Origin of the sequence: Corynebacterium sp. 122RC1, assembly GCF_024580955.1 — a bacterium.
GTDB lineage: Bacteria > Actinomycetota > Actinomycetes > Mycobacteriales > Mycobacteriaceae > Corynebacterium > Corynebacterium kozikiae.
In genome coordinates this window covers 22262-48897 of sequence record NZ_JANIKD010000009.1, presented here as the reverse complement: position 1 = coordinate 48897, position 26636 = coordinate 22262, and the positions used below count along the sequence as shown (strand labels likewise).

The 26636-nt window shown below is 61.2% G+C and carries 23 protein-coding genes and 1 riboswitch; of the genes, 4 read left to right on the top strand and 19 right to left on the bottom strand.

Annotated elements, in window-relative coordinates:
- Positions 1-127: 127 nt before the first annotated feature.
- The 3 genes from NQ050_RS05975 to NQ050_RS05965 all read right to left on the bottom strand — a co-directional run bounded on the left by NQ050_RS05975 (position 128) and on the right by NQ050_RS05965 (position 2616).
- On the bottom strand, positions 128-586 hold the full coding sequence (locus tag NQ050_RS05975) for an enoyl-CoA hydratase/isomerase family protein (RefSeq protein ID WP_257038383.1): 459 nt from the start codon (positions 584-586) through the stop codon (positions 128-130).
- A 22-nt stretch (positions 587-608) separates the two neighbouring features.
- Positions 609-1820, bottom strand: a complete 1212-nt coding sequence (locus tag NQ050_RS05970; protein ID WP_257038382.1) for an acetyl-CoA C-acyltransferase — start codon at positions 1818-1820, stop codon at positions 609-611.
- A 142-nt stretch (positions 1821-1962) separates the two neighbouring features.
- Positions 1963-2616 carry a hypothetical protein gene (locus NQ050_RS05965; RefSeq protein WP_257038381.1) on the bottom strand — a complete coding sequence of 218 codons (654 nt, stop codon included), beginning with the start codon at positions 2614-2616 and terminating at the stop codon, positions 1963-1965.
- 418 nt (positions 2617-3034) lie between these two features.
- On the opposite strand from NQ050_RS05965, the gene NQ050_RS05960 reads away from it, so the two are divergent.
- A complete protein-coding gene (locus NQ050_RS05960) occupies positions 3035-4486 on the top strand; it encodes a glyceraldehyde-3-phosphate dehydrogenase (RefSeq protein WP_257038380.1) in 1452 nt (483 codons plus the stop codon).
- On the opposite strand, the gene NQ050_RS05955 is transcribed toward NQ050_RS05960, so the two are convergent.
- The 4 genes from NQ050_RS05955 to NQ050_RS05940 are packed head-to-tail and all read right to left on the bottom strand — an operon-like array spanning position 4483 to position 7100.
- On the bottom strand, positions 4483-5226 hold the full coding sequence (locus NQ050_RS05955) for an ABC transporter ATP-binding protein (RefSeq protein ID WP_257038379.1): 744 nt from the start codon (positions 5224-5226) through the stop codon (positions 4483-4485). The genes NQ050_RS05960 and NQ050_RS05955 overlap by 4 nt on opposite strands.
- Before the next feature lie 23 nt (positions 5227-5249).
- A complete protein-coding gene (gene cbiQ / locus NQ050_RS05950; protein ID WP_257038378.1) occupies positions 5250-5996 on the bottom strand; it encodes a cobalt ECF transporter T component CbiQ in 747 nt (248 codons plus the stop codon).
- Positions 5997-6047: 51 nt separating this feature from the next.
- Complete coding sequence (locus NQ050_RS05945) at positions 6048-6407, bottom strand: energy-coupling factor ABC transporter substrate-binding protein (protein ID WP_257038377.1); 360 nt, start codon at positions 6405-6407, stop codon at positions 6048-6050.
- 3 nt (positions 6408-6410) lie between these two features.
- Complete coding sequence (locus NQ050_RS05940; protein ID WP_257038376.1) at positions 6411-7100, bottom strand: energy-coupling factor ABC transporter permease; 690 nt, start codon at positions 7098-7100, stop codon at positions 6411-6413.
- Between the two features lie 70 nt (positions 7101-7170).
- A riboswitch (cobalamin riboswitch) is annotated at positions 7171-7299 on the bottom strand.
- A gap of 217 nt (positions 7300-7516) precedes the next feature.
- Between NQ050_RS05940 and NQ050_RS05935 the strand changes: the two genes are divergently transcribed.
- Positions 7517-8770 carry a DUF6882 domain-containing protein gene (locus NQ050_RS05935; RefSeq protein WP_257038375.1) on the top strand — a complete coding sequence of 418 codons (1254 nt, stop codon included), beginning with the start codon at positions 7517-7519 and terminating at the stop codon, positions 8768-8770.
- A gap of 14 nt (positions 8771-8784) precedes the next feature.
- Here NQ050_RS05935 and NQ050_RS05930 read toward each other — a convergent pair whose 3' ends face one another.
- Complete coding sequence (locus NQ050_RS05930) at positions 8785-9822, bottom strand: 3-hydroxyisobutyryl-CoA hydrolase (RefSeq protein ID WP_257038374.1); 1038 nt, start codon at positions 9820-9822, stop codon at positions 8785-8787.
- A 186-nt stretch (positions 9823-10008) separates the two neighbouring features.
- On the opposite strand from NQ050_RS05930, the gene NQ050_RS05925 reads away from it, so the two are divergent.
- Positions 10009-10848 carry an HAD family hydrolase gene (locus tag NQ050_RS05925; protein ID WP_257038373.1) on the top strand — a complete coding sequence of 280 codons (840 nt, stop codon included), beginning with the start codon at positions 10009-10011 and terminating at the stop codon, positions 10846-10848.
- A gap of 87 nt (positions 10849-10935) precedes the next feature.
- Here the strand turns inward: NQ050_RS05925 and ppk2 are convergent, their stop codons facing one another.
- From ppk2 to NQ050_RS05905, 4 genes are read right to left on the bottom strand one after another with little or no spacing between them, the layout of a single operon-like run.
- Positions 10936-11802, bottom strand: coding sequence for a polyphosphate kinase 2 (ppk2, locus tag NQ050_RS05920; protein WP_257038372.1), 867 nt, complete (start codon positions 11800-11802; stop codon positions 10936-10938).
- Between the two features lie 2 nt (positions 11803-11804).
- Positions 11805-12128 (bottom strand): putative quinol monooxygenase, encoded by a 324-nt coding sequence (locus NQ050_RS05915; RefSeq protein WP_257038371.1) that lies wholly within the window; start codon positions 12126-12128, stop codon positions 11805-11807.
- 36 nt (positions 12129-12164) lie between these two features.
- Positions 12165-14633: a hypothetical protein gene (locus NQ050_RS05910; RefSeq protein ID WP_257038370.1), complete on the bottom strand. Its 2469-nt coding sequence runs from the start codon at positions 14631-14633 to the stop codon at positions 12165-12167.
- 60 nt (positions 14634-14693) lie between these two features.
- Positions 14694-16571 carry an HSP90 family protein gene (locus NQ050_RS05905; RefSeq protein ID WP_257038369.1) on the bottom strand — a complete coding sequence of 626 codons (1878 nt, stop codon included), beginning with the start codon at positions 16569-16571 and terminating at the stop codon, positions 14694-14696.
- A gap of 392 nt (positions 16572-16963) precedes the next feature.
- Here NQ050_RS05905 and NQ050_RS05900 point away from each other — a divergent pair, with 392 nt between their 5' ends.
- Positions 16964-17614 (top strand): CueP family metal-binding protein, encoded by a 651-nt coding sequence (locus tag NQ050_RS05900; RefSeq protein ID WP_257038368.1) that lies wholly within the window; start codon positions 16964-16966, stop codon positions 17612-17614.
- 30 nt (positions 17615-17644) lie between these two features.
- On the opposite strand, the gene NQ050_RS05895 is transcribed toward NQ050_RS05900, so the two are convergent.
- From NQ050_RS05895 to metG, 7 genes are all read right to left on the bottom strand, one after another.
- On the bottom strand, positions 17645-19531 hold the full coding sequence (locus tag NQ050_RS05895; RefSeq protein ID WP_257038367.1) for an ABC-F family ATP-binding cassette domain-containing protein: 1887 nt from the start codon (positions 19529-19531) through the stop codon (positions 17645-17647).
- Between the two features lie 5 nt (positions 19532-19536).
- Positions 19537-20499 carry a 4-(cytidine 5'-diphospho)-2-C-methyl-D-erythritol kinase gene (locus tag NQ050_RS05890; RefSeq protein ID WP_257038366.1) on the bottom strand — a complete coding sequence of 321 codons (963 nt, stop codon included), beginning with the start codon at positions 20497-20499 and terminating at the stop codon, positions 19537-19539.
- A complete protein-coding gene (gene rsmA / locus NQ050_RS05885) occupies positions 20492-21367 on the bottom strand; it encodes a 16S rRNA (adenine(1518)-N(6)/adenine(1519)-N(6))-dimethyltransferase RsmA (RefSeq protein WP_257038365.1) in 876 nt (291 codons plus the stop codon). The genes NQ050_RS05890 and rsmA overlap by 8 nt, the downstream gene beginning before the upstream one ends.
- 113 nt (positions 21368-21480) lie before the next feature.
- The gene (locus NQ050_RS05880) at positions 21481-22311 is read right to left on the bottom strand and encodes a DUF4190 domain-containing protein (RefSeq protein ID WP_257038364.1); all 831 of its coding nucleotides are present in this window, start codon (positions 22309-22311) and stop codon (positions 21481-21483) included.
- 237 nt (positions 22312-22548) lie between these two features.
- Positions 22549-23685 (bottom strand): resuscitation-promoting factor, encoded by a 1137-nt coding sequence (locus tag NQ050_RS05875; RefSeq protein WP_257038363.1) that lies wholly within the window; start codon positions 23683-23685, stop codon positions 22549-22551.
- A 258-nt stretch (positions 23686-23943) separates the two neighbouring features.
- Positions 23944-24777, bottom strand: a complete 834-nt coding sequence (locus NQ050_RS05870) for a TatD family hydrolase (protein WP_257038362.1) — start codon at positions 24775-24777, stop codon at positions 23944-23946.
- Positions 24778-24797: 20 nt separating this feature from the next.
- Entirely contained in the window at positions 24798-26630 is a 1833-nt protein-coding gene (gene metG, locus NQ050_RS05865; RefSeq protein ID WP_257038361.1) for a methionine--tRNA ligase, read from the bottom strand.
- Positions 26631-26636 lie beyond the last annotated feature (6 nt).

Genomic DNA, 26636 nt, shown 5'->3' with positions numbered 1-26636 from the left:
GTTCGCTTGGTGCTCGCTTGAGGCTTGCTTGGTGCTTACAGCCTGAGTGGCTCAATGTCTGTGGCGTGCAACGACCCGAGGAGGCGTTCAATCTGCTGGGCGTCCACTTTTTCCAGTTCCGCGGGGTCTACTTGGGGTTGCGGTCTTTGTCAATGATCTGGGCACGCACCCCTTCCACAAAATCCGGGTGGGCGTGCATGTTGTTGGACACCGCGAATTCATGCTCGAGCGCCTCACGCAAAGTGAAGTTGGTGGCACGGCAAATGTAGGCCAAGGTGAGCACGCAGGCAGTGGGGCTGTTCCAACGAATCCGCTTGGCAGCATCCGCAGCAAAGTCAGCTTCCTCCGCATCCAGCGCCGCCAAAATCTCGGCCACGGTCTGCCCCTGGTATGCAGCTTCAATGCGGTCCACTTGACCCGAGAACGCCTCGCCGGGATCGGCAGCGTACTCTGCCAAGATTGCGTCCACCTCTGCCGCGGATTCGACCAGCGCATTGAGCGCTTTCGGGCGATTCAACGTGATGATTCCGGCGGTTCCTCGAGTTTCCACCAGTACTTCTGCCACTTCTGCTTCACGTGCTCGCATTGCTTCTCCCCTTTCTCCGCAGCTATCCGCAGCTGTCCGCCTCAAGGAGTAGGGCTTCTCCCTGCCCGCCGCCGCCACACAGTGCAACGGCCGCGCGGCTGGCTTTGCCTGCACCGAGCTGCAATGCGGCGTGAAGTGCCAGGCGCGCACCGGAGGCACCAACCGGGTGGCCGAGGGCAATGGCGCCGCCGCGCATATTCACGTCTTCAGGTTCAAGGCCGAGCATTCGGGCGGAATGTATGGACACAACGGCGAAGGCCTCGTTGATTTCCACGAGGTCGAGGTCACGGACCTCCCAACCCTGGCGTGTCAGCGCCTGTTGGATCGCCTTAGCGGGCTTGTCTTGCAGCGCGTGGTGGGGTCCCGCAATTTGTCCAGGGGCACGCACCACGGCAAGGATCGGGGCGTTCCGACGCTGCGCCTCCTCGCGAGTGGTGAGCACGAGTGCCGCGGCGCCGTCGGTGATTTGGGAAGCGTTTCCCGCGGTGATAGTGCCCTCGGGCGCGAAGGCTGGGCGCAGGCCGGCGAGGGTTTCTGCGGTGGTGTCTGGGCGCACGCCTTCATCGGCGGACACGGTCACCTTCCCCTTGCGGGTGTGTACGCTCACTGGGACGATCTCCGCGGAGAGGTCTGCGGCGGCAGCACGCTGGTGGGAGAGCGCGGCAACGTGGTCTTGTTCTTCGCGGGTGACGGGGAATTCTTGGTTGTAGTGCTCGCTCAGAGCGCCCATGGAGTTGCCCATGTTGGCGGAGGTGAGGGCGTCGTATTCCATGTGGTCCACCAGGGAGGCGCTGCCGAATTTCACCCCGCCGCGCACCTGGGCCAGGTGAGGGGCGTTGCTCATGGATTCCATGCCTCCTGCAACCACGATTGTTGCCTCGCCGCAGCGGATCATGCGCGTGGCATCAATCACTGAGGTGAGCCCCGAAAGGCACACTTTGTTCACCGTGTTGGTGTGCGCTTCCTCGCGTACACCACCGGCGAGTGCCGCCTGCTTGGCGGGGTTTTGGCCAACGCCAGCCTGCAACACCTGCCCCATGATCACCGCGTCTACTTCACTTCCCTCCACGCCCGCGCGCTCCAGGGCACCGCGGATTGCAAACCCGCCGAGTTCCGTTGCGGGAAACGAGCTCAGCCCGCCGAGCAGGCGCCCAAAGGGGGTTCGTGCGGCACCGATAATCACCACATCCTGCGGTGATGCGCCATTCGTGTGTGGGGAGGTGTGCTGCGCCATCGTGAGGGGTCCTTTCCGTGCAAAAGGTGCGGCACCCCAAGATGCGTCACAGGGGATGGCACACAAAACTGTTCAGTACGTTTAGTGTTTGTATCGTAAAGCCACATAGTGACCTGCGGCACCTTTTTCGCGCGGAAACCCCTTACAGCGAGCCGATCCCCATCGCCACCAGGAACACCGAGACGCCGTAACCCGCCAGCTTTGCCATGAGATCCCCGTTGCGCCGCGCCGCGTCGAAAAGCCTACCAAACACACTTTCTGGGAACGCCCGCACCACTCCCGCCAGCACCGCCACGAGCGCAGGGAGGCTCAGCGCGAGGCTTGCATAGACGACGAGGCCGGCGTAACGAACGAACGCGGAGAACTCGCCCGTGGAGAGGTGCGCGAGCCCGAAGAAGAACGGAAGTGAAGTAATTGATTGCACGAATCCCAGCACAAAGCCGGCGAAAACGGTCTGCGCGGAGGGTGCTCGTAGCGGCCCGAGCAGGCGTTGGATGAGGGCGGAGTTGTCGCCGCCGCGCCACGTCCCGATCGCTGCGAGGAGTCCCACCAGGATAAGGAGTATCGCAGCCCAGGGGGATTCAAGGAAGGCCTGGACGTGGGACTGGAGGCCGTCGAACACCAGCATGGTGAGCACGGAGAGGAAGAACACCCCGGACCAGTCCCCGGCGATGAGCAGGCCGACCGTGCGCCAGTATTTTCCTTGTTGCGGAAGGATGACGGCACAGGCGAGCACCACAGCGATCAGCAGCAAGTTCACTGAGTCTGCGAGCGCATAGCTCACCGCATGCAGCATTTACATTCCTTCCCATGAGTACCGTGCAAGTCTACAAGGTTGCAGCCACAAGCCAATCTCGCACATTTTTCCCGCGCAGCCGCTCCCCCGCAGGCATTCCCCTCATGGACAATACAGACCCCAATTTGGGGGCAAATAGCTGCCAAAAGCGGTAAAAATTGCCCCCATTTTTCACTAGAATCAACGGCGGGTTTTCTTGAAACGCCCGATATTTCCGTGTCGGGTTTCATAGGCCCTCGCTAGGCACACGCAAGGCTCACGCTGGGCCCAGGCGGGGAGCGCGGGGATCGCGCGCTGCTCGGCAGTACAGCGTCCCAAGCCTTAAGACCTCAGACCCAAAACCTAAGACCCAAGACCAAAAACCCACGATCTTTTACAGCAGATTTTCAACCGCAAACCGAAGGAAAGAACGTCTCCCATGGCCAAAGACTGGAACGAGAAAATCGAAGCAGCACAACAAATGCTTCCGCTGATCGGCAAGCTCCACCGCAACAACAATGTGGTGGTGTCCGTGTTTGGCCGGCTGTTGATTGATGTGACGGACATTGACATCGTCAAGGCCCACCGCTACTCCCGTTTGGCAACCCACTCTGAGCTCACTCCCGCCCAGACGCTCCCAGTGCTCCAGGCGCTCACCGAGCTGGACTTGGGCACCGCCTCCATTGACATCGGACGCCTCGCGGTGGCACATGAGGAGCGCGGCGGTGACCTCAACGACCCCGCCGGGCTCAAGGAGTTCCTCACCGGCGAGCTGCAGGAAGTGATCGGCACCGAGAACACCTTGGAATCCAAGGACGTAGTGCTCTACGGTTTTGGCCGCATTGGCCGCCTGCTCGCCCGCATCCTGATTGCCCGCGAAGCAGCCTACGGTGGGGTGAAACTGCGCGCCGTCGTTGTGCGTAAGAACGGTGACAAAGACCTGGTCAAGCGCGCTTCCCTACTGCGCCGCGATTCCGTCCACGGCGCGTTCAACGGCACCATCACCGTGGATGAAGAAAACAATGTGATCTGGGCAAACGGCACCAAGATCCAGGTGATCTACTCCAACGATCCCGCCAGTGTGGACTACACCGAGTACGGCATCAACAACGCCATCGTGGTGGACAACACCGGCCGCTGGCGCGACCGCGAAGGCCTCTCCCAGCACCTGCAATCCAAGGGCGTGTCCCGTGTCCTACTCACTGCACCGGGCAAGGGCGACCTGCTGAACGTGGTGTACGGCATCAACCACGAGGCGATCACCGATGAGCACACCATCATCACCGCCGCCTCCTGCACCACCAACGCCATCACCCCAGTGTTGAAGGTGCTCAATGACCACTACGGCGTGATCAACGGTCACGTGGAAACGGTGCACTCCTTCACCAATGACCAAAACCTCATTGACAACTTCCACAAGGGCGAGCGCCGTGGCCGCGCCGCCGGGTTGAACATGGTGCTCACGGAAACCGGCGCCGCAAAGGCCGTGGCCAAGGCACTGCCGGAGCTCGAAGGCAAGCTCACCGGCAACGCCATCCGGGTGCCCACTCCCGACGTCTCCATGGCGGTGCTCAACCTCACCCTTAACCAAGACGTGACCAGGGATCAGGTCAATGAGCTGATGGACAAGGTGGCGCTGCACTCCGATCTGCGCCAGCAAATCGCGTACATCCACTCCCCGGAGGTGGTTTCCACGGACTTTGTGGGCACCACCCACGCGGGCATTGTGGACGGCCTGGCAACCATCGCCAACGGCAACAACCACCTCGTGCTCTACGTGTGGTACGACAACGAGTTTGGCTACTCCAACCAGGTGATCCGCATCGTGGAGGAAATCGCCGGGGCTCGGCCGAAGGTGCTGCCAAAGCGCACCCCAAGCGCGGAAATCTAAAGCAATTCAGAAGGCTGCTTGACCTCACGCCCCAAGGCCGCCGAGACGGTAGGTGCCCACGGCACCTCCAGACCGGCGGCCTTCATGAATGCGTGGTCAGTGATCATTTCCACCCCGCCGGAATGCAGCTCACCATCGTGGAGCACCACAAAGCGGGTGGCTAGGCGCCAGGCGGCGTTGACGTCATGGGTGGAAAACAGCAGCGCAGTGCCCAGGTTTTCCAGGGTCTCAATCAGGGCGCTGGTGCCCTCAGGGTCCAGTCCGGCAGTGGGTTCATCAAGGAGGAGCACACTCGGGCGCATCGCAAGCGCGCCGGCGAGGGCCACGCGTTTGCGCTGGCCAAAAGAAAGTTGGTGTGGCACAGCGTCAGCAAGATCGGCGATGCCCAAGCTCGCGAGTACCTCCTCGACCCGCTCCTGCACTTGCGCAGCATCCAACCCCATGTTGGTAGGTCCGTAAGCTACGTCTGCGGCCACTGAGGTGGCAAAGAGCTGGTCGTCTGGCTCCTGCAACACCATTTGCACAAACGCGCGCACCTGATTGCGTGCCTTGCGCGACGCCGCAACGGGCGCGCCGTTGATGAGCACCTGGCCGGCGTCGGCACGCCAAGACCCCGCCAGAATCCGCATGAGACTGGACTTGCCCGCGCCATTTCTGCCCAGCAAACAGATACGCTCACCTGCGGCGATGTTGAGGGTGACGCCGCGCAGAATGTGCTGCTCACCGCGAGAAAAGTGCACGTCTATACACCCGAGCAACGACCTCACCACAACATGCCTTCCTGGCTCGCACCAATACCTGCGATACACACTAACAACGCGAACGTCGCGCACAGGAATCCCGCCCGCCCACGCGCGCCGAGCTCACCACCGGCCGCAAGCGTTGCTTGGGGGTCCGCGCGCAGCTCCAGGCCCTCGGCGAGGCGGCGGGCCCGGGCAAAGGAGGTAACAAACAGGCTCGCCCCCAAAGAAGCTGCCGACGCCACCCAGCGGCGCCTACTCGAATACCCCAACCGGGCCTGCTGGGCCAAGAAGACGCTGCGTGCGGTGGCCACGAGCAGCGCCACCATGCGATACATGGAGACCATGAGCTCGATGATGAACCCTGGGACGTGAAGGCGTTGCAGCAGGGCGATTGTCTGCGGCAGCGGCGTGGTGAGCGCGTAGAGCACAGTGGCCCACGTGGCCAACAAGCTGCGCAGAAGCAGTGTTGCGGCGTTGCGGACACCGCCGTCGATGAGCACCAGGCCATCGCCGGTGATCGCCACCACCAGTGGGAGCACGCCCACCACCAGGAAAGCGATGGGCGCTGCTACCAGCGCGAGCAGCAATTTCAGCGGCGGCCGCGCGGCGATCACGGTTGCGATGAGCACCCCAGCGATCAGCAACCAGGCGTAGCCGAAAGGGAGCGCCACCACCAACACCAGCACCCCCAGCAGCAGGAGCGCCTTCTCCGCCGCGGGGCGCGAGGCCCAACGGCTGTGCAGAGCGGCGAATTCAAGCTGGTTCATTTACTCAAAAAGACTTGTGGTGGCTGGGGTGTTTTTCGAGGGGCCAGGATGTTATTCCTGAGTACGCTCCTGCTCTTTGGTGCGCCCGCGGTACACGCCGATGGCGTAGCCCAGCACGCTCGCACCGAGCGCCGCCTGGAGGGCAAACAGCCCGGACTCTACCTCGCCGGGGAGTTCCCCGATGAGGGGGTCAAACCACGGATCGTATTCCGGATTGACTTCCTCCACCAGGCCTTCGGCTGCGGCATCAGTGCCTGCGAAGGGTTCTTCAGCGTCGCGGTTACCAAGGTTAATGAACATGGGGAATGCGGCCACCACGATGGCGATTCCGGCGAGCAGCAAGGAGCTGCCCTTGGAGCCTTTTTCGCCTGGGTTTGAGCCGCCCTTTGTGTGCTTGAGCGTTTCTGCCATGGCCTAGATCCCCACCTTCTGTGCCACCGGCTGCGCTGGCTCGGGTAGGAAACCGAGGCGTTGCAACTCAGGTACGGCAATCTTGCTCAGTGCACGAACAATGAGCACCGTGACAATCGCTTCAATCACCGCGATAGGAACCTGGGTGGGCGCGTACAGCCCCATGAACGTGAGCCACGCCTGCACCAGACCCTGCGCATGGTGCGCCAGTGCCAACTGGGTGGCGGTGACAACGTAGGTGGCAAGGTTGCCCAATAGCGCCGCAAGAAACACCGCTAGGTCCATGCTCGCCCCAGCGCCGCGGCTTGCCCGCCACACGCCGTAAGCCACCCACGGGCCCACAATCGCCATGGCAACCACGTTGGCACCCAGGGTGGTGATGCCTCCGTGGGCGAGCAGCAGCGCTTGGAAGAACAACACCAAGGTGCCCAAGAGAGCCATGACCGGTGGTTTGAACAGCACTGCTCCCAGCGCCGTTCCCGTTGGATGTGAGGAAGATCCAGTGACGGAGGGGATTTTGATTGCGGAGAGCACAAAGCTAAACGCGCCGGCTGCGGCGAGCAGCAGTTTGGTTTCCGGCTGCTCCTTGAGCTGCTTTTTCACGGCCACGGCGCCGTGCGCCACAAACGGCGTTGCTACCGCTGCCCACGCCACGCAGTGAGTGACGGGGAGGAACCCTTCTGCAATATGCATAAGTGACAAACTTCTTTCCGTATAAGCCCAGATCCCCGTGGGCTTGCGCTATACCATTTGGGGGCGCAACCGGTCTCCTGGCTTCCACCCGCAAATCCTTAGTGGTTTCCCCTTCCCGCCCGAAAGCAGTGAGGTCACCTGCGTATTTGGTGGTGACAGTGGCGGGGCCCGCTGCCGGATTTGCACCGGCATTCCCGTTGTTGCGCCCTCCGTAAAGACCTTATCACTCAGCTCCTCACCCGCCACCCCACAGAACCCCCCGGTCAAGCTTCCTCACTTCCTACCGACGGTCATCGCACTGTCCGCCGGCCTGAGCAACAAAGGAGCCAAGAGCTACTACGCTGGTACTGGCCCCTGTACGCGGCCCACATTCGGACCCTGCAATTCGGACCCTGCACTGCGAAAGTGAGCACCCTGTGGATGTTTCAGACCCTACCCAGCTCAAGGATGTTGTCACCGACGGCTTTTTCCACCAAATTGAGAAGTCCTGGGCGTTCCAACACAACCTGGGTCAAATTGAAAACGTGCGATTCAACCCCGTAGGTGGCACCCCCAACTACGAGATTATTGCCGACAGCGCCGCGGGCCCCGTTGGCTTCCGTGGCGTCGTGGTTGCCCACTGCACGCGCAACTCTTGGACATGGGCGCACAACAACCAAACCTGGAATATCCCGGAACTCAGCGGCACGCACCCCTTCCACCCTGATCTGGTAGCCGCCGCGCGCACGCTGCATGGTAACGGTCCCGTATTCCAGGTACCCATCACTGATTCCACACAAGAAGGCGCTCGAGAAGGCACAGAACAGGAAGCATTTGACGTAGTGGTGATGGTCGGTGATGCCCTCGCGCTCGCCCCTCGCGCGGCAATCACTCTGGGCCTGGGCCAGCTACCCAAGGACTTGGATCTGGAACGTGCGCTCACCTCCTATGCCGCCGCCCGCGGCCTCACGGTGGCCAAGGGACACCTCAACAAGGGTGCAAATGGGGGCGCAATCGAGGCAACGCCAGAACAGGCCACTCACCAAATAGCTGATTCCGCACACCTGTTTCACCTGCGTGATCAGAAGGGCACCATCACTACGGTCAACCTGCAAACGCAGCAGATTGTCTCTGCGATCACCACTGCGGAGGTGGCGTCGGACGCCTTCTACCTTGCCCACGAGCACAAGCTGTTCGCCGAGGCCACCTTTGGGGCGCAGGATTGGCAGCAAGGCGTGAACGATGTCAGCCTCACCCACAGCATGGTCCGAGTGGGCGATCACGAACTGCAGGCATTGCTGCTCGCCGTGGACGGAACCTGGTCCTGGTTCCACCCCGGCTTTTCCCAGTTCCCGGCAGCAAAGCTCGCGCGCGGGGCGCTCGACTTCGCCCTCGAGCACGGACTCAAAGAGTTCACCACGCCGCAAATAAGCCCCCTCGCGGTCAGCGCCGCACAGTCCATCCTTCAAGCCTGGATTCTCTGGAGCGGACCCATCGGGGAACACCAAGGCACCTTCCTGCTGCGCTCCCCAAGCCTCCAGCTTCCGCCACTCACCCCGGAGGTGATGCAGGCGGTAGAACGCACGCCGGTGCCAGAAGGTATCGACGCAGCCCGGGCGTGGCGCTTCTACATGCAGTCTCGCGGCGGTGGCGTCGAAGCAGGCGCAAGTATCCCGGGGAGCAGCGCCTAGGCGATCGCTGAAGATTACTGCCGAAGCGCTGCGCGAACCTCGGCGACATCTACCGATGGTGGGAAGTTGGGCTGGCGGTCTTTGTCCACCAGCACCGCGCGCACGCCTTCAACAAAGTCCGGCAGGCGGCGGACGTACTCACCCAAGGTGATCTCAAGGTCCAATTCTTGGCGGACCGTGGTGCATTTCGCGCTGGCAGCCATGAGTTCGGCCGCAGCCACCAACGCGCTCGGGGAGGCTGCTGCGAAGTGCTGGGCTACGAGCTCGCGGAACTTCTCATTGGGATGCTGGGCAACCGCTTGCTCGATTTCGGCAAAGCTGGGGCCGGCAAAGGTGGCCTCGATGTCCTCCGCCCACTTGGCCAGCTCGCTTTCCTCCTCCAGTTCCGTGCCGTAGCGCTCCAGGGCGTCATCGATGTCCTCCGCAATGAGCATCTCCCGGAACAACTGCATGTGCTCGGAATGCACCACGTCGGTGGCGATGCCCGTCCACAGCAAATCAGCGGCGCTCAGGCGCCAGCCGGTGAGCACCACAAAGTTCGCGAGCGCAAGGGACGCCTGCCCCACCCGCTGCAGCACAAAGGGCACGCCCACGTCTGGGATGTAGCCGATCGCCATTTCCGGCATTGCTCCGAAGGCACGCTCGCTGATCACACGGTGGGAACCATGCACGGACACCCCAAGGCCGCCGCCCATCACCACCCCGTCAATCAACGCCACATAGGGCTTGGGGAAGGTGGCAATGCGGTTGTTCATGGCGTACTCCTCCACAAAGTACGCATCAGCGCGCTCTTCCTCACCTGCCAGGATGTGCTCGCGAGCTTCGCGAACATCCCCGCCAGCGCAGAAGCCTTTGTTGGACTCCGTGTAAATCACCACGCGGTGGATTGCATCATCGGTTTCCCACTCGCTTAAGGCTTGGTCGATGATGTCCACCATCTCGTGATTCAGCGAGTTCAACGCCTTGGGGCGGTTAAGTTCCAGCACGCCCGTGGAGTTGAGCACATAGGCGCGCACCGGGGAATCTTTGTGATCTGCATGTTTGTGAGCCATGCCCTCATTCTTACCACCAGCACACACTCTAGGTGGCCCGGATCACCATAGAAATGTGAATGTGAGGGGCACAACTACCCCCTTGTTCACACGCACAGAACTCCGGGCACAGGCTGTCCACCCGAACTGGCACAATGGGTGCAGCACAGATGAATCCTCTTGAGTAACCTGAAAGACTAATTTGGCATGAGTATCCCCACCCCCACCCCAACTTCTGCGCCCCGCCGCGGCACTTACTCCGGCCTGATTGCAACGGACATGGATGGCACCCTCTTGGATGGCAATCACCAAATCCCAGATGACTTCTGGCCGCTGCTGGACCGCCTCCATGCGCAGGGGTGGGCTTTCGCCCCGGCGAGTGGGCGCCAGCTTTACACCCTGCTGGACCAGTTTGATCGAGTTGCGGGCAACCAGATCAGCGTGATCGCGGAAAACGGCACCGTGGTGTACCACGAAGGCGAGATCGTCTCCACCACCACCCTTGCCCCCAAGGACGCCCACGCGGTGATCGAAACCATCGAGAACTCTGACTTGGACTGGGGCGTGGTGCTCTGCCGGGCCGACGGAGCCTTTGTGAGCCGCACCGACAATGCATTCCTGAAAGAGGGCATCAAGTACTACCACCGCCTCGAGCGGGTGGAGGACCTGCACGAGCACGTCAATGACCAGGTGATTAAACTTGCCGTGTTTTCTTTCCCCGATGCGGAAACCGTGGCCGCTCCCCTGCTGCGCGGCGTGGCGCCGGACCTCAGCCTGGTGATTTCCGGCGCACACTGGATTGACCTCATGGCACCGGAAGCCAACAAGGGCGTGGGTTTGCGCCTACTCGCACAGGCACTGGACATCCCCATGGAACGCACCATCGCCTTCGGGGACTTCCTCAACGACCTCGAGCTTCTGCAGGCCGCGGGGACCGCGGTGGCAATGGAAAACGGGCACCCCAAAATCAAAGAGGTGGCCACTCGCATCGCCCCACCAAACACCGAGCATGGCGTGCTCACGGTCCTTGAAGAACTCCTCAACTAAAACCCCAGCACCCCACAATCTTGGGGGCACTGGGGCCTTTAGAGGTGCGGCGTGGGGGCGTCGGAACGCTCCCCTCAAGCCCTCAGCCTACTTGCCAGACTTTTTCGCCTTCTTGCCCTTCCCTGACTTTTTCGCCTTCTTTTTGTCTTCCACTTCCAACTGCGCCGCAACATCGGGCACGTAGCGGAAGTCTTCGCGCGGCGGGCGCTCGTAGTCATTGTTGGACTCGGGGCGCTCCGGGATCTCCGGCAGCTCGCGCTCAATGTGCTCATAAGGAATGGTGGAAAGCAGGTGGCTGATCACGTTAATACGGGAACGCTTCTTATCCTCTGATTCCACGGTGTACCACGGCGCGGAAGGGATATCCGTGTGGATGAACATTTCATCCTTCGCCCGGGAGTAATCCTCCCAACGGGTGATGGACTGCAGATCCATCGGAGAAAGCTTCCAGCGGCGCAGGGGGTCATTGCGGCGGGACTTGAAGCGGGCAATCTGCTCCTCATCGGACACAGAGAACCAGTATTTGCGCAGGATGATGCCGTCTTCCACAAGCATTCGCTCAAAGATTGGTGCCTGGTGCAGGAAGCGGCGGTACTCGGCAGAGGTGCAGAAGCCCATCACTCGCTCCACGCCCGCACGGTTGTACCAGGAACGGTCAAAGATCACGATCTCACCGGCGGTTGGCAGGCGCTCAATGTAGCGCTGGAAGTACCATTGGCCCTGCTCTCGGGAGTTCGGTGCGGGCAGCGCCTCAATACGGCAGGTGCGCGGGTTGAGGTATTGGGTGATGCGCTTGATGGCGGAGCCCTTGCCGGCGGCGTCGCGGCCCTCCATCACGATCACCACGCGGGCGCCGGTTTCCACCACCCACTGCTGCATCTCCACGAGCTCAGCCTGCAGGCGCTTGAGCTCTTTCTCATAGGCCTCTTTGGCCAGCTTCTTTGGTTTTGCCACTGCTACTTCACCTCAAATTCCACGAGCTTATCCCACTCCGTCTTCTCCGGAATGAGGGTGTTGATCACGTCTGGGGTGCGCTCAAAGTACTTAGGCAGCTCCTCCTGGGCGCGCTTGAAGTGCGCGGAATTGACGTGAGCCTCAGCAGCATCATCCTGGAATGCCTCGATGAGCAGGAACTCACCGGGGTTGTCTGGGCTGCGGTACCAATCGAAGAAGATGTTGCCTTCCTCAGCACGGGTGGCCTCGGTGAACCACGCCGTTTCTTCAAGGAACGTCTCTTGGTATTCGGGGCGGACTTGGTAGCGCACGTTAATCAAAATCATGGTTTCCAACGTAGGCGAAAATCTGCCCGCCCGCAGCTAGTTATTCCCTGCCGCGAGCGCCCGCAGCCAATCAAGCTCCTCCCCTTGATCCTCACCCACCAGGCGTATTGCCACCCTCGCGAGCTCTTGGGGGTCCGGAAGCTGCTCCAGGACTTGGGCAATTTCCGACGCCGCAAGCGCCCGATCCCCCGCCGCATCCCGCGCGCTAATAAGGCGCTGCATGGTCTGACGGGCTAGGTCCACGCGGTCCAGTGAGGCAAAGAGTTCCAGTGCTTCCATGAGGAAGGACGCAATGATGTCCTGCTTCTCCTCCACGTTGGCTTGTTCCACCAGCTCCACACGCTCGTTGATCAACCCGTGGAGCTGCTCATGCAATTCAATGTGCTGCGGAGGCAGGGCCGCGAGTAACAGTCCCATCTTTTGGTGGCGCAATCTGAGGCGCATCGCGAGCATGGCGGCGGGCTCAATGGTAGCGGCATCAGTGGCGATGGTGGCAGCCTCGGATAAGGCATCTGCCTGCTTGATCACCTGATCAACAACTTCCAGCGCGCGGTCCAACTGCCCTGACTCCCCGAGGTAGTTCGCGAGCTGGCTGCTCATTTCCAGTTCGATAGCGCCGTCCTCGCCGTCTGCCAAATCGCCATATGCCAGGAACTCCTCCAGCACCGCTGCCGCCTGCTGCGCCTGCCCGAGATTGCCCAGTGCGTCGGCGTAGATCTGCGCAACTACGCAACCGTCTGCGTTGAAGCGATGCTCACCTGCGATCATGCGTGCGTTTTCCGCCAACGCACAGGCTGCGTCCCACCGCTCCATTGCCATCAGCACTCCAAGAACCCCACGGGCGGTGTTCAGCGCGTAGGGGCCGAGGCCGGCATCAGCGGCAAGATTCATCGTCTGCTGGACCATCCAAAGACCTTGAAGATATTCCTCCTTTTCAAAGTGGACGTTGGTGAGCACCATTAAGCCACTGATCCGCAGGCCAATCGGATCGCCCGAGGTGAGTGCGCTCTCCCGAAGCATCACCGCCATAGCCTGGTTGTACGCTGCATCAAGATGATCGCTGCGCAGCAACAAGTGCGCCTTGAGCATGTCCAAGCCATCTGGGTAATCCTGGACCTCCACATAGGGTGCGGGAACACCCAGGTGTTCCAAGCGCAGGGCGTAACTGTTCAATGGAAAACCAATACGCTTGTGTTCTTCCAACAACTGCTCCACGGTGAGTTGCTGGCGCCACGGGTCTTCCACCACGTCTTTGAGGGAGGGCAGCTCCTCAAGCTCCGTGAAACCCGCCAACACTGTTGCTTTGAGCCCCGAGCGATCCAAGGACGCGGCAGTGGGCTGCGGCAATCCCTGGCCAGATGCCTGGAGATTGCGCTCAAGGCGGGCGACGGCGCGGGGTTGGAGGATGCCCGGGCGGGCGTCGAAACGCCGCGCGAGTGTGAATGCCAGGTCAGCGCACCACTGTTTCGCCTGCTGCACCGTTGGGCTGTGCAGCGTTGGTGCCTGCTGCCAAGGAAGCTGCTCACCTGGCAAGACCACGTTCAGCACCTCCCCGCCACGTTCGGTAGGCAGGTGGCCGAGCGCCACCGCACCAGCGCTGGCCAGGCCCAGCAGCTCGCGCGGCTCGCTCGCATTAATCCACCACGGGAGGTGGGTGCAGAACAGCTCCACGGATCGCTCCGTGCACCCAGGCATGCCAACCGCCCCAAGCTCCGCGAGCACCCGAATGTGAACGGCGAGTGCGCCGAGCATCGCGGGGTCATTCTTGATTGCGCGGTAGGACTGCACGTGGGCGTTCCAGGCTTTGTCGAACTGTCCTGTCATCGCATAAGGCTCGATGAGGTGGGTAAACAGTGAGTGCGGCTGCGCGGAACAAGTCATCTCATCCGTTGCCAGCGCCTGCTCCGCAACGGCGATCCCGTGTTCCCATTCCCCGCGATCAAAGTGGTAGCTGGCGGCAACTTCCGGGTCGCACGCGGGGCAATTGGAAATTGGGGTGTGCTCGGCGTTGAGCCAGTTGCCGTGTGCTTCCTCGGCGGCTTGCTCATCCCCGATTGCTTCCGCCAGGGTGTACTCCAACTGGAAAAGTGCGCGGCGCGAATCACCGATCTGCTTATACAGCGCATGGGCTTGGTCCAGCAGGTCGCGCAACTGGTTTACTGGCACTTCCGGTACTGCCAACAGGGCGCTGAAGGCGTAGCGATACCCCCAGGCCAATCCTTCAAGGCGTTCCTCATGGAACAGATCAGGGCGGGTCTCGTAGAGTTTTTGCGTGCGCAAGAAGGGTGCCACAACCCTGGTAGCATCCCCGCTGCTGTAGTAGGAATACTGCAGTTGGATGAGGCAATACAGCAGCTCTTCAGCAACATCCACACCCGAATCCAGCAGTTCATCTGCGGTGACCACAGCTTGTGACCACAACTGTGAAGCAGCCTTGCTGTAGGGAACCATCTCCGCGCGTTCGATGAGCTCATCCAAGAAAGAATTGTTACTGCTGTGTTCCATGCTCAACTGTGTGATCCTTGGGGGTGTGGGTTGGGTGCCTGTTTTGCGGGTTGTTGTGTTTTAGAGCGCATGGGCAATGAGCGTGCTGAGCAGGCTCACCGACCACCTCCGGGCCTTCGGCCCGAGTTCTTGGTGCGCGGAGATCAATGCCTGCACATAGAGCGCTCTGATGCCTGCCACGAGCAGTTCTTGCCCGGTGGAGTCTGCATCCAGACGATTGCCGGGCGTGTTTCTACTACTGACTCGCTGCAAGTCCGCGAGCTGCGCGATCACCGGGCTATCCGCATTCAATACCAGCTGCGGCATTTCAGCCTCCGCGCCAAGTGAGTTCGGCGGCTGGTTTCCATTCCCGGACCCGGTCCGTTTCTGGGGGCGGGATTCCAGGAGGCTCATCAGGGCATCGATCTGTTCATCTTCCTCCCGAACTCGCTGCTCAATGCGGCGCCCCGCACTGTCCGGCTGCGGGAGGTACACCGCGGGCAAGTCTTCCGGTGAAAACCGACGCAGCACCACCTCTACATCCTCGCCCTCCAAGGCTTGCTCGCTGGCATGCACCACCGGCATAAGGTGAATCCTTTGGGTGTGGGTTGGCAGTTCCAGATCGTCCAACAGGCTGGTTGCGCTGAGCTCCTCGATGAGGATATCCGGGTAGTCCAGGCGCAGGAGGTCCAGGATTTCCTCATCAAAGGCGTAGCCGGCATTTACCACCAACACCTCACGCGCCTGAGCCACCGCGGCGATGGCCTCAAATGCCTTGGTTGTTCGGGTGAACCGGATGCCGTTTTTCAGCCCGATTACTTCATCCAATGTCATTGGCCCCAACGTGGTGGGTACGGGCACGGTGCGGGCAACGAGCCTGCGGGTTTGCTCATCCACCAACGCAAGGGATTTCAACCCAGCCAAGTGCAGGGACACGAACTCCGCGAATTGGTGCGGGTCCAGCTCGGCCAAGGATTGCAGCCACTGGCGGACCTGCGAGCCGAAGGACTCCCTGGTCTCTGCAAGGGCTTCATCGTTGGCAAGCGCCTCCCGGGACGCCGTGGGGCGCAGGTGTTCCACGTCCACCACCACGCGGGCAAAATACGCCCACTCAGGGAGCAGATCACTGATCCGGTCCCCCAGCATCATTCCATGCAAGTACACCGTGTGCTTCACATGCTGGCCAGGGTGTGCGCCAGAAGGAATAATGTACGCCACGCCGCGAGCGCCGGAGAGGATGTCATTGAGCGGCACACAGGCAAAGGGTGTGAAACCGAAGTGCTGCTCACACCACCGCTGTTGGCCTTCCTCGTCTTGCAGCCACGGGGGCTGCTCGCTTTCCAAAGGCTCGCCATTGATCACGATTTCCGCTGGCAAGTAGCGCCCGTAGTAATCCACCAAGCCGGGGATGCGGCCAAAGTCAAAGTCCGTTCGACGCAGCTCTACCGTAGTGCCGGGGCCAGTTTGCAGCGCTTCCGGCAATTCATGAGGCTGCACCGGGCGGGTGGTCCAGGTGCCATTGGAATTGCCCTCCCACCGGATTGGCTGGTCCAGGGCGTCAATGCTGCGGGAGTACACCACGATGGAGGGTGACACCATAAGCGCGCTCAGCAGTCCAATACCAAACTGGCCCAGGTAGTCACTGCGATGAAAACCGAACTCGTCACGCTTGGAGCTCGCACCAATGGTGGCCAGCAGCTCCCTTGATTCCTCCAAGGTGATTCCCTTGCCGGTATCACTGAAGCGAACGAGATCCAGCACACCGCTCGGGTGAGTGGAGAGAAGCTCAATGTTGATCTGCGCGGGGCAATCGGGGTCTTCCTCCCGGCGCGCAGTGATGGCATCGATGCCATTTTGCAGCAACTCCCGCACAAACACCCGGGGCCCCGAATAGAGGTTGCGGGAAAGCAGAGAGACCATGCCACCGAGGTCAACGTGGAATTGTTGTGGTGAATCCATTACTTCCTCAAGTTCATTACACGCAGGGCCCGTTTACTGGCCCGATCCCCTGCGAAGCCATGTTTGGCCATTCTCCCACGTTCCGCAGCCTCCTGCAGCCTTAGCCGCGCTAAGGAGTTGCCTTGCGTTGTGTGAGTGCTGGGCGCGTCGGTACGCCACCTGATTTATATGCGTGGATCGGAGGGCGTGAAGTGGAGAATTCTCACACTGACACACGGGCGGCAATATGCAACCGTGGCGAAAACACACAGTTCAGGCGGGATTTTCGGGGCGAGTGTGGGTTTGGCGATGACCCAGAGCACATAGACGGCGCGGCGTCGGCAATTTTACAGTGGCACTGAACGTTTCTTTCTTATTTCTTACCTGTAGTCACCCCTTCTGAAGGATTTTCCATGGCTTTGCATCGCATACCCGCCCAGGCAGCCGCGGCTGTGCTCGTTGGTGCGCTCGCGCTGAGTGCTTGCACACCGGACAACGAAACCTCATCTTCCTCCGCCTCCGCCGCTTCCTCCGCAGAAGCAGCCGCCGCGGTCAGCGAAGCCCCGGGTGTGCAGTGGCTCGCCGAGCATCAACTCGCTGGGTTGGATAGCCGCGAGATCATCACGCTTCTGGACGCCCAGGCGCTCGACGATCGCCCGACGGATCTTCGCGCGTCCATCAAGCCGGAGGTACTAGAGCTCAGTGATACCTCCGGTGAAACGGTGACCCTGACGATGCCCGAGGACGAGTTCTATGTAAGCATCGCCCCATACTTGGACAAGACTCACGACTGCTTCTACCACAGCCTCACCACCTGCAAAGGTGAGCTGGGCAATAGGGACGTTGATGTAAAGGTCACGGACAGCGCCGGGAACGTGGTGATTGAACAAGCCACCACCACCTTTGACAACGGCTTTGTGGGCCTGTGGCTGCCGCGGGACCTGCAGGGCGAGCTCAGCATCACCCTTGCTGGGGACACCCCGGAGGGCGCGAAAACCGCCACGGTTCCCCTGGGCACGAGCGCTGATGACCCAACCTGCGTCACCACGGTGCAACTGACCTAGCGCTCAGGCTGGGCTTCCAGGCACCAGCGCTTAGGCCTCAAGCTGCTCGCCCAGTTCCATCCACTCCATTTCAAGGGCTTCGCGCTCCTGTCGGAGTGCTTTGAGCTGGGCGTCAAGCTCCACCAACGCATCGGTCTCCATGGCGGCTGCTGCAGCAGCCATCTTTTCATGCAACGCATCAATCTGCGGGTCAAGTTTGGCCATCTTGCGTTCCACCGCGGCCATCTTCTTGTTAAGTTCCCGGATCTCCTGGTTGCTCAGCGCGCTAGCGGCTCCCGCATTTCCCGCCGTTTCCGGCTGGACCTGCTGTCCCGGCTGGGCCTGCTGTGATTGCGAGTCAGCAGCAGGCGCCGTGGCACCCACAGCGGCGCCTACACCTCGCGGATCCCCTTGCCCCTTCACCGCGCCTGCAATTTGTTCTCTTCGGCGCAGGTACTCCTCAATACCGCCGGGCAGGTTGGTCAGGGCGCCGTCTCCGAACAGGGCCCAGGTGGAGTCGGCGATACGCTCAATGAGGTAGCGGTCGTGGGAGATCACTACCAGGGTGCCCGGCCAGGAATCCAGCAATGATTCCAGCTCTTGGAGCGTATCAATGTCCAGATCGTTGGTGGGCTCATCCAGCAGCAGGAGGTTGGGCTCACTCATGAGCACCCTGGTGAGCTGGAGGCGGCGGCGCTCGCCACCGGAGAGGTCACCCACCGGGGTACGCTGACGCTTCGCGGAAAAGCCAAGGCGCTCTGCAAGTTGGGAAGCGGAAAGCTCCTTCTTGCCAAAGTGCACGTAGCTGGCCACTTCCTCCACGGCATCCAACAGCCGAAGATTCGGATCCAGGTCATCCAATTCCTGGCGCAACCAGCCCAAACGCACCGTTTTGCCTTCAATGCGGCGCCCGGCGCTCAGCGGATGGGCCCCGGCGAGGGCACGCAACAAGGTAGTTTTCCCTGAGCCGTTCACCCCCACCACACCAATGCGTTCACCTGGTGCGAGGCGCCAGGTGAGGTCATTCACCAGTACCCGTGATTCCGGAGCCGGCGTTTCAATGCGCGCATCCTCCAGCTCCACCACAACTTTGCCTTGGCGCTGCTTGGCAAACGCCATGAGCTCCACCGTGTCACGCGGGGCAGGCACGTTGGCGATCAGCGCCTCTGCAGCTTCAATGCGGTAGCGAGGCTTGGAGGTACGCGCCGGCGCTCCCCTGCGCAACCATGCCAATTCTTTGCGCGCGAGGTTTTGCCTGCGCTGCTCCATCGCGTCAGCTTGGCGGGAGCGCTCGGCGCGGGCAAAAATCCAATCGTTGTAGCCACCCTCGTAGGTGTCCACCTGCCCGTCGTGAACCTCCCAAGTGCGGGTTGCCACGGTATCCAAAAACCAGCGGTCGTGCGTAACTACCACTACCGCGATGTTTCGCGAAAGCAGGTGCTGGGCAAGCCACTGCACGCCCTCAACATCCAGGTGGTTGGTGGGCTCGTCCAGCACCACCAGGTCCAAGTCCTGCACCAGCGCGGCCGCCAGGTTCACGCGGCGGCGCTCACCACCGGAAAGCTGTCCCACCAAGGTATCCAAACCCAGCGCGTCCACGCCGATCCCCGCGAGCACCTCCCGCACTTTCGCGTTGGAGGCCCATTCGTAGGTTTGCAGGCCAAGTGGTGCAATGACAACGTCGGCAATGCTCGCCTCCGGATCCAGCTCCGCGCGCTGCGTCACCACCGCCATACGCAGCGCCGAGTTGTGGCTCACTCGGCCGGAGTCTGGCGGCTCGATGCCCGTGAGCACCTCCAGCAGCGTGGTTTTGCCTCCACCGTTGAGTCCAACCACGCCGATTCGATCCCCGGTCTGAATGCCCAAACTCACGTTGTCGAGCAGGGTTTTCAGGCCAAAAGACTTGCTCACCGTTTCCAGATTGATCAAGTTCGCCACGAGGGTCACATCCCTTTCACATACGCGCCGAGGTCCGGGCCAGATGCGTAGGCCGCGCGCCCAAACAATTGCAATTCCGCTACCACTTCACGCGCCTGGGCCTCGCTCTCACACAAAAACGCGCACGTTGGCCCCGAACCCGAGACGATGCCCTTCAACGCACCCGCAGCCACGCCCACTTCCAGGGTCTTGCGCAGCGCCGGGCGGATCGAAAGCGCTGCAGCTTGGAGGTCGTTGTGAAGGTACTTTGCCACCTCCCGCGGATCACCGCTGATCAGCGCTGTAGCCAGGGCCTGGGTGTCCAAGCGCGGGGTGCGCTGCAGCGTATCCAACTTTGCAAACACCCGCGGCGTGGAAAGCCCCTCCTCTGCAAAAGCCAATGCCCAGTGATAGGTGCCACGAGACATCATCGGCACCAGGTTCTCCCCACGGCCCGTGCCCAGGCACGTCTCACCGAGCAGGGTAAATGGCACATCCGAGCCCAGCTCGGCGGCGAGGGCAAGGAGGGTGGGCGTATCGACGTCGCCAGGCAGGTAGGCGCTCACCGCCCGCAGGGCGGCGGCGGCGTCGGCACTGCCCCCGGCCATGCCACCGGCGGTGGGAATACCTTTGTGCAGTTCAAGCTCCACCGGAGGCAACTGCGCTCCGCCTTGGTCTAGGTGCCAGGCGTAGAGGGATTCCGCTGCCTTCCAGGCGAGGTTCGTGTGATCCGCTGGCACGCCGATGCTCATACGGGGATCGCTGGAGGTAATTTCCAGGCGCTGCACAAACTCCCCGCGAGCCGCGTGACCTTGCAGGGGGCGCAACGTGAGCTCGTCGGAAAGCGAAAGCGCCTGGAATACCGTGACCAGGTCGTGGTAGCCATCTTCACGCAACGGCCCCACCCCAAGATGCAAGTTCACTTTCGCATGCGCGACGGCCACGATGCTGTCTTGCACCGCGGTGGACTGCGTTTGCTGCCTAGGCATCGCCGCCGCCTTCCACCGCCTGCTGAGCTAGGGCGATGCGAATGTACTCCTCCACCCCAAGCGTCTCACCGCGCCGACTTGGATCCACTCCCGCAGCCTCCAAGACTTCCGCGCCCACCAGGGGTTTCAGCGCCGAGCGCAACGTTTTCCGACGTTGTGCAAAGGCCGCATCCACAATCGGGAACACTTGCGCGCGAAGTTCCTCAGTAACCGGCCAGGGGCTTTCCCCAGGGGCAAAACAATCAATCCGCACCAAGCCCGACTCAATCTTTGGCGCAGGCCAAAACACATTTTTCCCAATGGATCCGGCGCGGCGCACCGAACCATAAAACGCGGCCTTCACGCTTGGTACGCCGTAGATCTTGCTGCCGGGGGTGGCCGCCAAACGATCCGCCACCTCAGCCTGCACCATCACGAGCACCCGCCGGATCGAGGGGAAAATCCGCAGCAAGTGCAGGAGCACCGGCACGGACACGTTGTAGGGCAAGTTGGCCACCAATGCCGTGGGCTGGTGAATGTCCTGCTCCTGGATCTTCAGAGCGTCACGCTCAATGATGGTGAGGCGATCAGCCACCTGCGCCGCGCGCTGTGCGACCGTGATGGGCAGTTGTGCGGCAAGGCGGGGATCAATCTCCACTGCGGTGACTTGATGAGCTGTGTCCAACAGCGCCAGGGTGAGCGACCCCAATCCGGGGCCCACCTCAATGACGTGGTCTTCCTCGGTGATCTCTGCAGCCGCAACAATCATGCGGACCGTGTTTGGGTCATGCACAAAGTTTTGGCCGAGCTTCTTGGTGGGTTGAACCTCCAAGGCCTCGGCCAGGGTGCGAATTTCCTGCGGACCCAGCAGCGCCACATGTGTTTCCATGAACACACAATCTACCACCCACTCCTACGTGGCTAGGACCTCAAAGTCCAAGCGTTTGAGACCCATCGAGATGGAGGCCAGTGGCGCCAGCCAAGTGCTCAGTACAGGTCCGCCTAGGACAAGCCAATCTCGGCGCAGGCGGTGATCATCGCCTGGTTGTACTGGTAGAGGGCATTGTCACGCTCAATGTACTGCGTGGAAATGTCATTCGCTGCCAGTAGGTCTGCGATGGAGAGCGCCAGCTCCGCCACCGCCGGATCCTCAGTGGCGGCAGCGTAGTTGCGGGCAGCCCCCTCTTGGGCAGCGAAGATGGGGTACTCCTCCCCCTCATGGGCCACCATCCCGGCTTCAACGTCACGCATATAGCCATAGAGCGCCTGACAATTGCGCTCGTTGGCCACAGCCACCGGAACCGGAATCGGAACCACGATGCCGTTATCCGTCTCAATCGGCACTGCGGCGTCGCCTGCACCTAGAACCTCATCGCCTGTAAGTTCCTCGTCAGGGAGTTCCTGCACCCCGGAACTGAAGGCATTGGCGGGAGCCTCCTCTGCGGCCTCGTTTGTGGTGAAGGCTCCTAGGGCTATTGCCGCAACGATCATGAGAACAGTCAAAATGGTGAACACATATCCCAAGATGGTGCCGGCAAGCGCCATTCCACGGCCCTTCTCGCCGCTCTTCTTGATTTTGCTTAGTGCAATGTGGCCTGTGACAATCGCGGCCGGTGGGATGAAGAAAGCCACCACGAGCGCAACGATTGACAAGATGTTGTAGCTCTCGGTGGAGTGAGGTTGCCCACCTGGTGGGTACGAGGAGGCCATGCTGCTTGGGCTGGTCAGGCCCTCATGCTGTTCGTAGTCGCTCGTTGAGTACGCATTCGGCGGCATGGGTTGGTTCGGATACTGGTTGTCACCGTACTGGCTGTCACCGTACTGGTTGCTCATCAAAACTCCTTGGGTGAGGGGCAGCAAGGGCAGCGATGGGAATCGCGAAGGGATGCGATTGTTGGCAGATGTGTTTGCCGCACCCACTCCCGATCGCGGCCATCATCTGCTCAGTGCTTCTTTGCTTCTTTGCTAGTGGGCACAGATACTAACAACTAGTTTCACCACGCGCAGCGCAAGAGGACCAGCGCACGCACTGCGCTGGTCCCAGTCCCCCAAAAAGTGACTTATTCCCTTTTACCGCAGGCCCAACTTTGCGGTACATGCCGGCCATGCGCCCCAACCTTGGCCCTGCTGCACCTTGGTTGCCACGGCGATTTGCTCTTCACGGGTGGCCATCCAAGCCTCTGGGGCGTACTCGCCGCCGCCGTAGGCCAGCCAGGTGGAAGGGGTGAACTGCAGGCCACCGGAGAATCCATTGCCGGTGTTGATGGACCAGTTGCCGGTTGCCTCGCACTGTGCGAGGGCATCCCAAACGGAGCCGTCGGCCACGCTTGGTGCGGTGGAAGCTGGTTTGGTGCCGCGCTTGATGGTTGCGGGGGTTGCCTCGCGAAGAATGGTTTCAGAGACCACCTCGTTGGCAACTTCCAGGCCATTCACGCGGGTAATCTTGCGCTCTACCTCACGCTCACCTGGCACGGCTGGCACTACCACCTGCTCTTCACCCTGGGTCAGGGTTGGGTCATCCTCAAAGATCGGCTCGGGTTCAAATGGCTCCGTAACCTTGAATTGCTCCACGTCCACGCGATCCACCTTGATTTGCATCATGCGGGTCACTGGGGTTTCCGGTGCGGGGATCACCACGTCATCGGCGTCCACCTGGATGCCGCGCTGGGTGAGCACGTCCTCCACGGTTTGGGCGGAGACTTCGGTGAATACCGTATTGGTGCCGTCGGTAATGGAAATAATCTTTGGCGCGACCACGGAAAGCTGCATACCTTCTTCGGGGATGCGCTCTTCACCGCTGGCGCTGGTGGGGGTGAAGCGATTGCCAAGCTCGGAGACGAGCTCTTCCACGGTGGTGGCGTTGGTGGTGATTTGCTTCGTGCTGCCGTCGATGACCACGGCAACCTGCTTGGCGGTGCGGATGGTCACCTGCTCATTCTTGCTGAGCTTCTCCGAGGGAGCGGGGTACACCACATCGTTGGGGCCCACCTGGATACCAGCTTGGTCTAGCGCGCCTTGGACAGTGGAGGCCAGGGTCACCATGTTCACCGGCTCACCATTGACGTCCAAAACAACGTCCTTTTTGAACTGCGCCGCAGCAACGCCGCCTACTGCCAGGGAAGCTACCAAACCGCCGGTGGCTACCTTGACGGCCTTGTTGCGGGCCCTGTGGTCACGGTTAATCCGGTTGATGCTGCGCTTACCCATGTGAAGAAACGTTTTCCTAACTCGTTTTGCTTGCCGTCAAAGGGAAACTTTAACGGAATCAAAAAATCACAATACGGTAACGGCGGGGAAAAGTCGAGAATCTTTTGCGCAGGTCACAGCATTAGCCACTTGAGTCACACAGGTAACATTAGTTACGGATTTGTTACCTGGGTTCGGTGCCAAGGGTGGAAGCTTATTGTCGATCTGCCCGAAATCAAGGCACATCACTTGGCACCTCGCTCCTGCCGCGCGGGACCCTTACCCCTCGATCTGGTAGATCCGGCGGAAGTTGCGCTCCATTTGCTCGGCAAAATCATCCACCGGCATGTCGCGAACATCCGCGATGCACACCGCGGTGTGGCCGATCAGCGCGGGTTCGTTGCGGGCACCCCGGAAGGGTTCTGGGGTCATGTACGGCGCATCCGTTTCAATAAACACCTGCTCAATTGGGGCGATCCGCGCCGCCTCGCGCAGGTGCTCGTTCCGGCGGAATGTCACGTTTCCCGCGAAGCTCAAGATGTAACCCCTGGCAATGGCCTCCTGAGCCACATCCAATTCGGAGGAGAAGCAGTGCAGCATTACGGGAACCTGCATATCCAGCTCTCCGAGCACCTCCATGAGTTGCGCGTCGGCCTCGCGGTTGTGAATCATCAGCGGCTTGGCCACGGTGTTTGCCAGCTCGGCGTGCCAACGTAACGCCTCAATTTGAGTGTCCAAGTCAGCCGTGTGCTCTGGGTCGTGGGTGATCCAGTACGTATCCAGCCCTGTCTCCCCCACTGCCACGCATCGGGGATCGGCGGCAAGCCGCTGCAACTCCCCGCGTGCCTGCTCATCGAGCTGATGCGCCTTGGTGGGGTGAATCGCACAGGCGGCGAACACCTGCTCGTGCTTGTGTGCCAAAGCGAGTGCCGCTTGTGCCTCCGCCAAGCCGTCGCCCACCGTGCACACCCACCGCACCCCAGCAGCGCTCGCCCGTGCCAACAGGTCCTCGCTGGGATCCTTGCAGCTCGTGAGGTGCGTGTGCGCGTCGATAAGCCCGGGAATCTCCCGGTGATACGGGGCGGGCTGCGGACGTGGCTTCTTCTTGCTCATGAACCTGTACCCAATGCCTGCTAGGCCTGCACCGGAGCCCACTCAGGGCCGGTCTCGCCGAGCTCGGGATCCAGCTTTGCAATCAGCGGTGCCGGCTTCTCAAGCGGCACGCCCGGCTCCACCGCGATGCGCTGCCACTTGGCCTGCTGCTCCTGGTAGTCACCCATGATTACCGGGTACTGCTGCCCCAGCTCAGGCACGCCAACGCCCACTGGCTCAACCGGCATGTCGTCGCTGACCTCAACAACCTGAGGCTTTGCAGCCCATACGCCCTGGCGGCCTAACGTCTCATGGACATTTTGTGCAATGTGCGGCAAGTATGGGGTGAGCAGCACGTTGATGTCACTGATCACCTGCAGCGCAGTCCACAGGACGGTGGCCAAGCGCTCGCGCTGAGCCTCAACTTTCGCGAGCTTCCAGGGTTCCTGCTCCGCAATGTAGGCATTGGCCTCACCCACCACATGCATGGCGTGGGAAATACCCTGCTTGAACTTAGAATGCTCCAGCGCCTCTGCAACCACAGCGAAGGCCTCCTCCGCGAGGTCCAGCAGCTTCTGGTCTGCCTCCTGCAACTCGCCTGGGGTGGGAACCTCGCCAAAGTTCTTGTGTGCCATGGACACCGTGCGATTCACCAGGTTGCCCCAGCCGTTTGCCAGCTCGTTGTTCACGCGGCGAACGAACTCGTCCCAGGTGAAGTCGGTGTCATTGTTCTCCGGGCCAGCCACCGCGATGAAATAGCGCAATGGGTCCGGGCCGAACTCCTTGAGGAAGTCCTTGACGTAAATCACCACGCCCTTAGAGGAGGAGAACTTGGAACCGGACATGGTGAGGAACTCTGAAGACACCACCTCAGTGGGCAGGTTCAGCTCACCGAGGGCCTTTACTTCCCCACCCTTTGCACCCTTGCCTGCGTAACCCAGCAGCTCAGCGGGCCAAATCTGGGAGTGAAACGTAATGTTGTCTTTCCCCATGAAGTAGTACGAGCGCGCCTCAGGGTTTTGCCAAAACTCTTTCCAGGCATCCGGAGTGCCGTTGCGGTACGCCCATTCGATGGAGGCAGAGAGGTAGCCCACCACGGCGTCGAACCACACGTACAGCTTCTTGGACGGGTTCTCCTCCCACCCCTCCACTGGAATCGGGATGCCCCAGTCGATGTCACGGCTCATCGCGCGTGGACGCAGGTCCTCCAGCAGGTTCAGCGAGAACTTCAGCACATTGGGGCGCCAATCCTGGCGCGCCTTCAACCAGTCAGCGAGCGCATCCGCCAGCGCGGGCAAGTCCAGCAGGAAGTGCTCGGTTTCCACGAACTGTGGCGTTTCACCATTAATCTTGGAAACCGGATCAATGAGGTCTGCGGGGTCAAGCTGGTTGCCACAGTTATCGCACTGGTCACCGCGGGCTCCCGGCGCGCCACAGATGGGGCAGGTGCCCTCAATGTAGCGGTCCGGGAGGGTGCGGCCGGTGGACGGGGAGATCGCTCCCATGGTGGTCTGCTTGATCATGTAGCCGTTTTCATACAGCCCGCGGAACAGTTCCTGCACCACCGCGTAGTGATTACGGGTGGTGGTGCGGGTAAACAGGTCATAGGAAAGGCCAAGGCCAGCGAGGTCCTGCACAATCTGCCGGTTGTAGCGGTCCGCGAGCTCCTTGACGGTCACGCCTTCCTTATCCGCCTGCACCAGCAGCGGCGTTCCGTGCTCATCTGTACCGGAAACCATCAGCACATTGGCGCCGCGCATTCGCTGGAATCGTGCGAAAACGTCCGAAGGAACACCAAAACCCGCCACGTGACCGATGTGGCGGGGACCATTGGCGTAGGGCCATGCAACGCTAACAAGTACAGACTTAGACATGGCCAC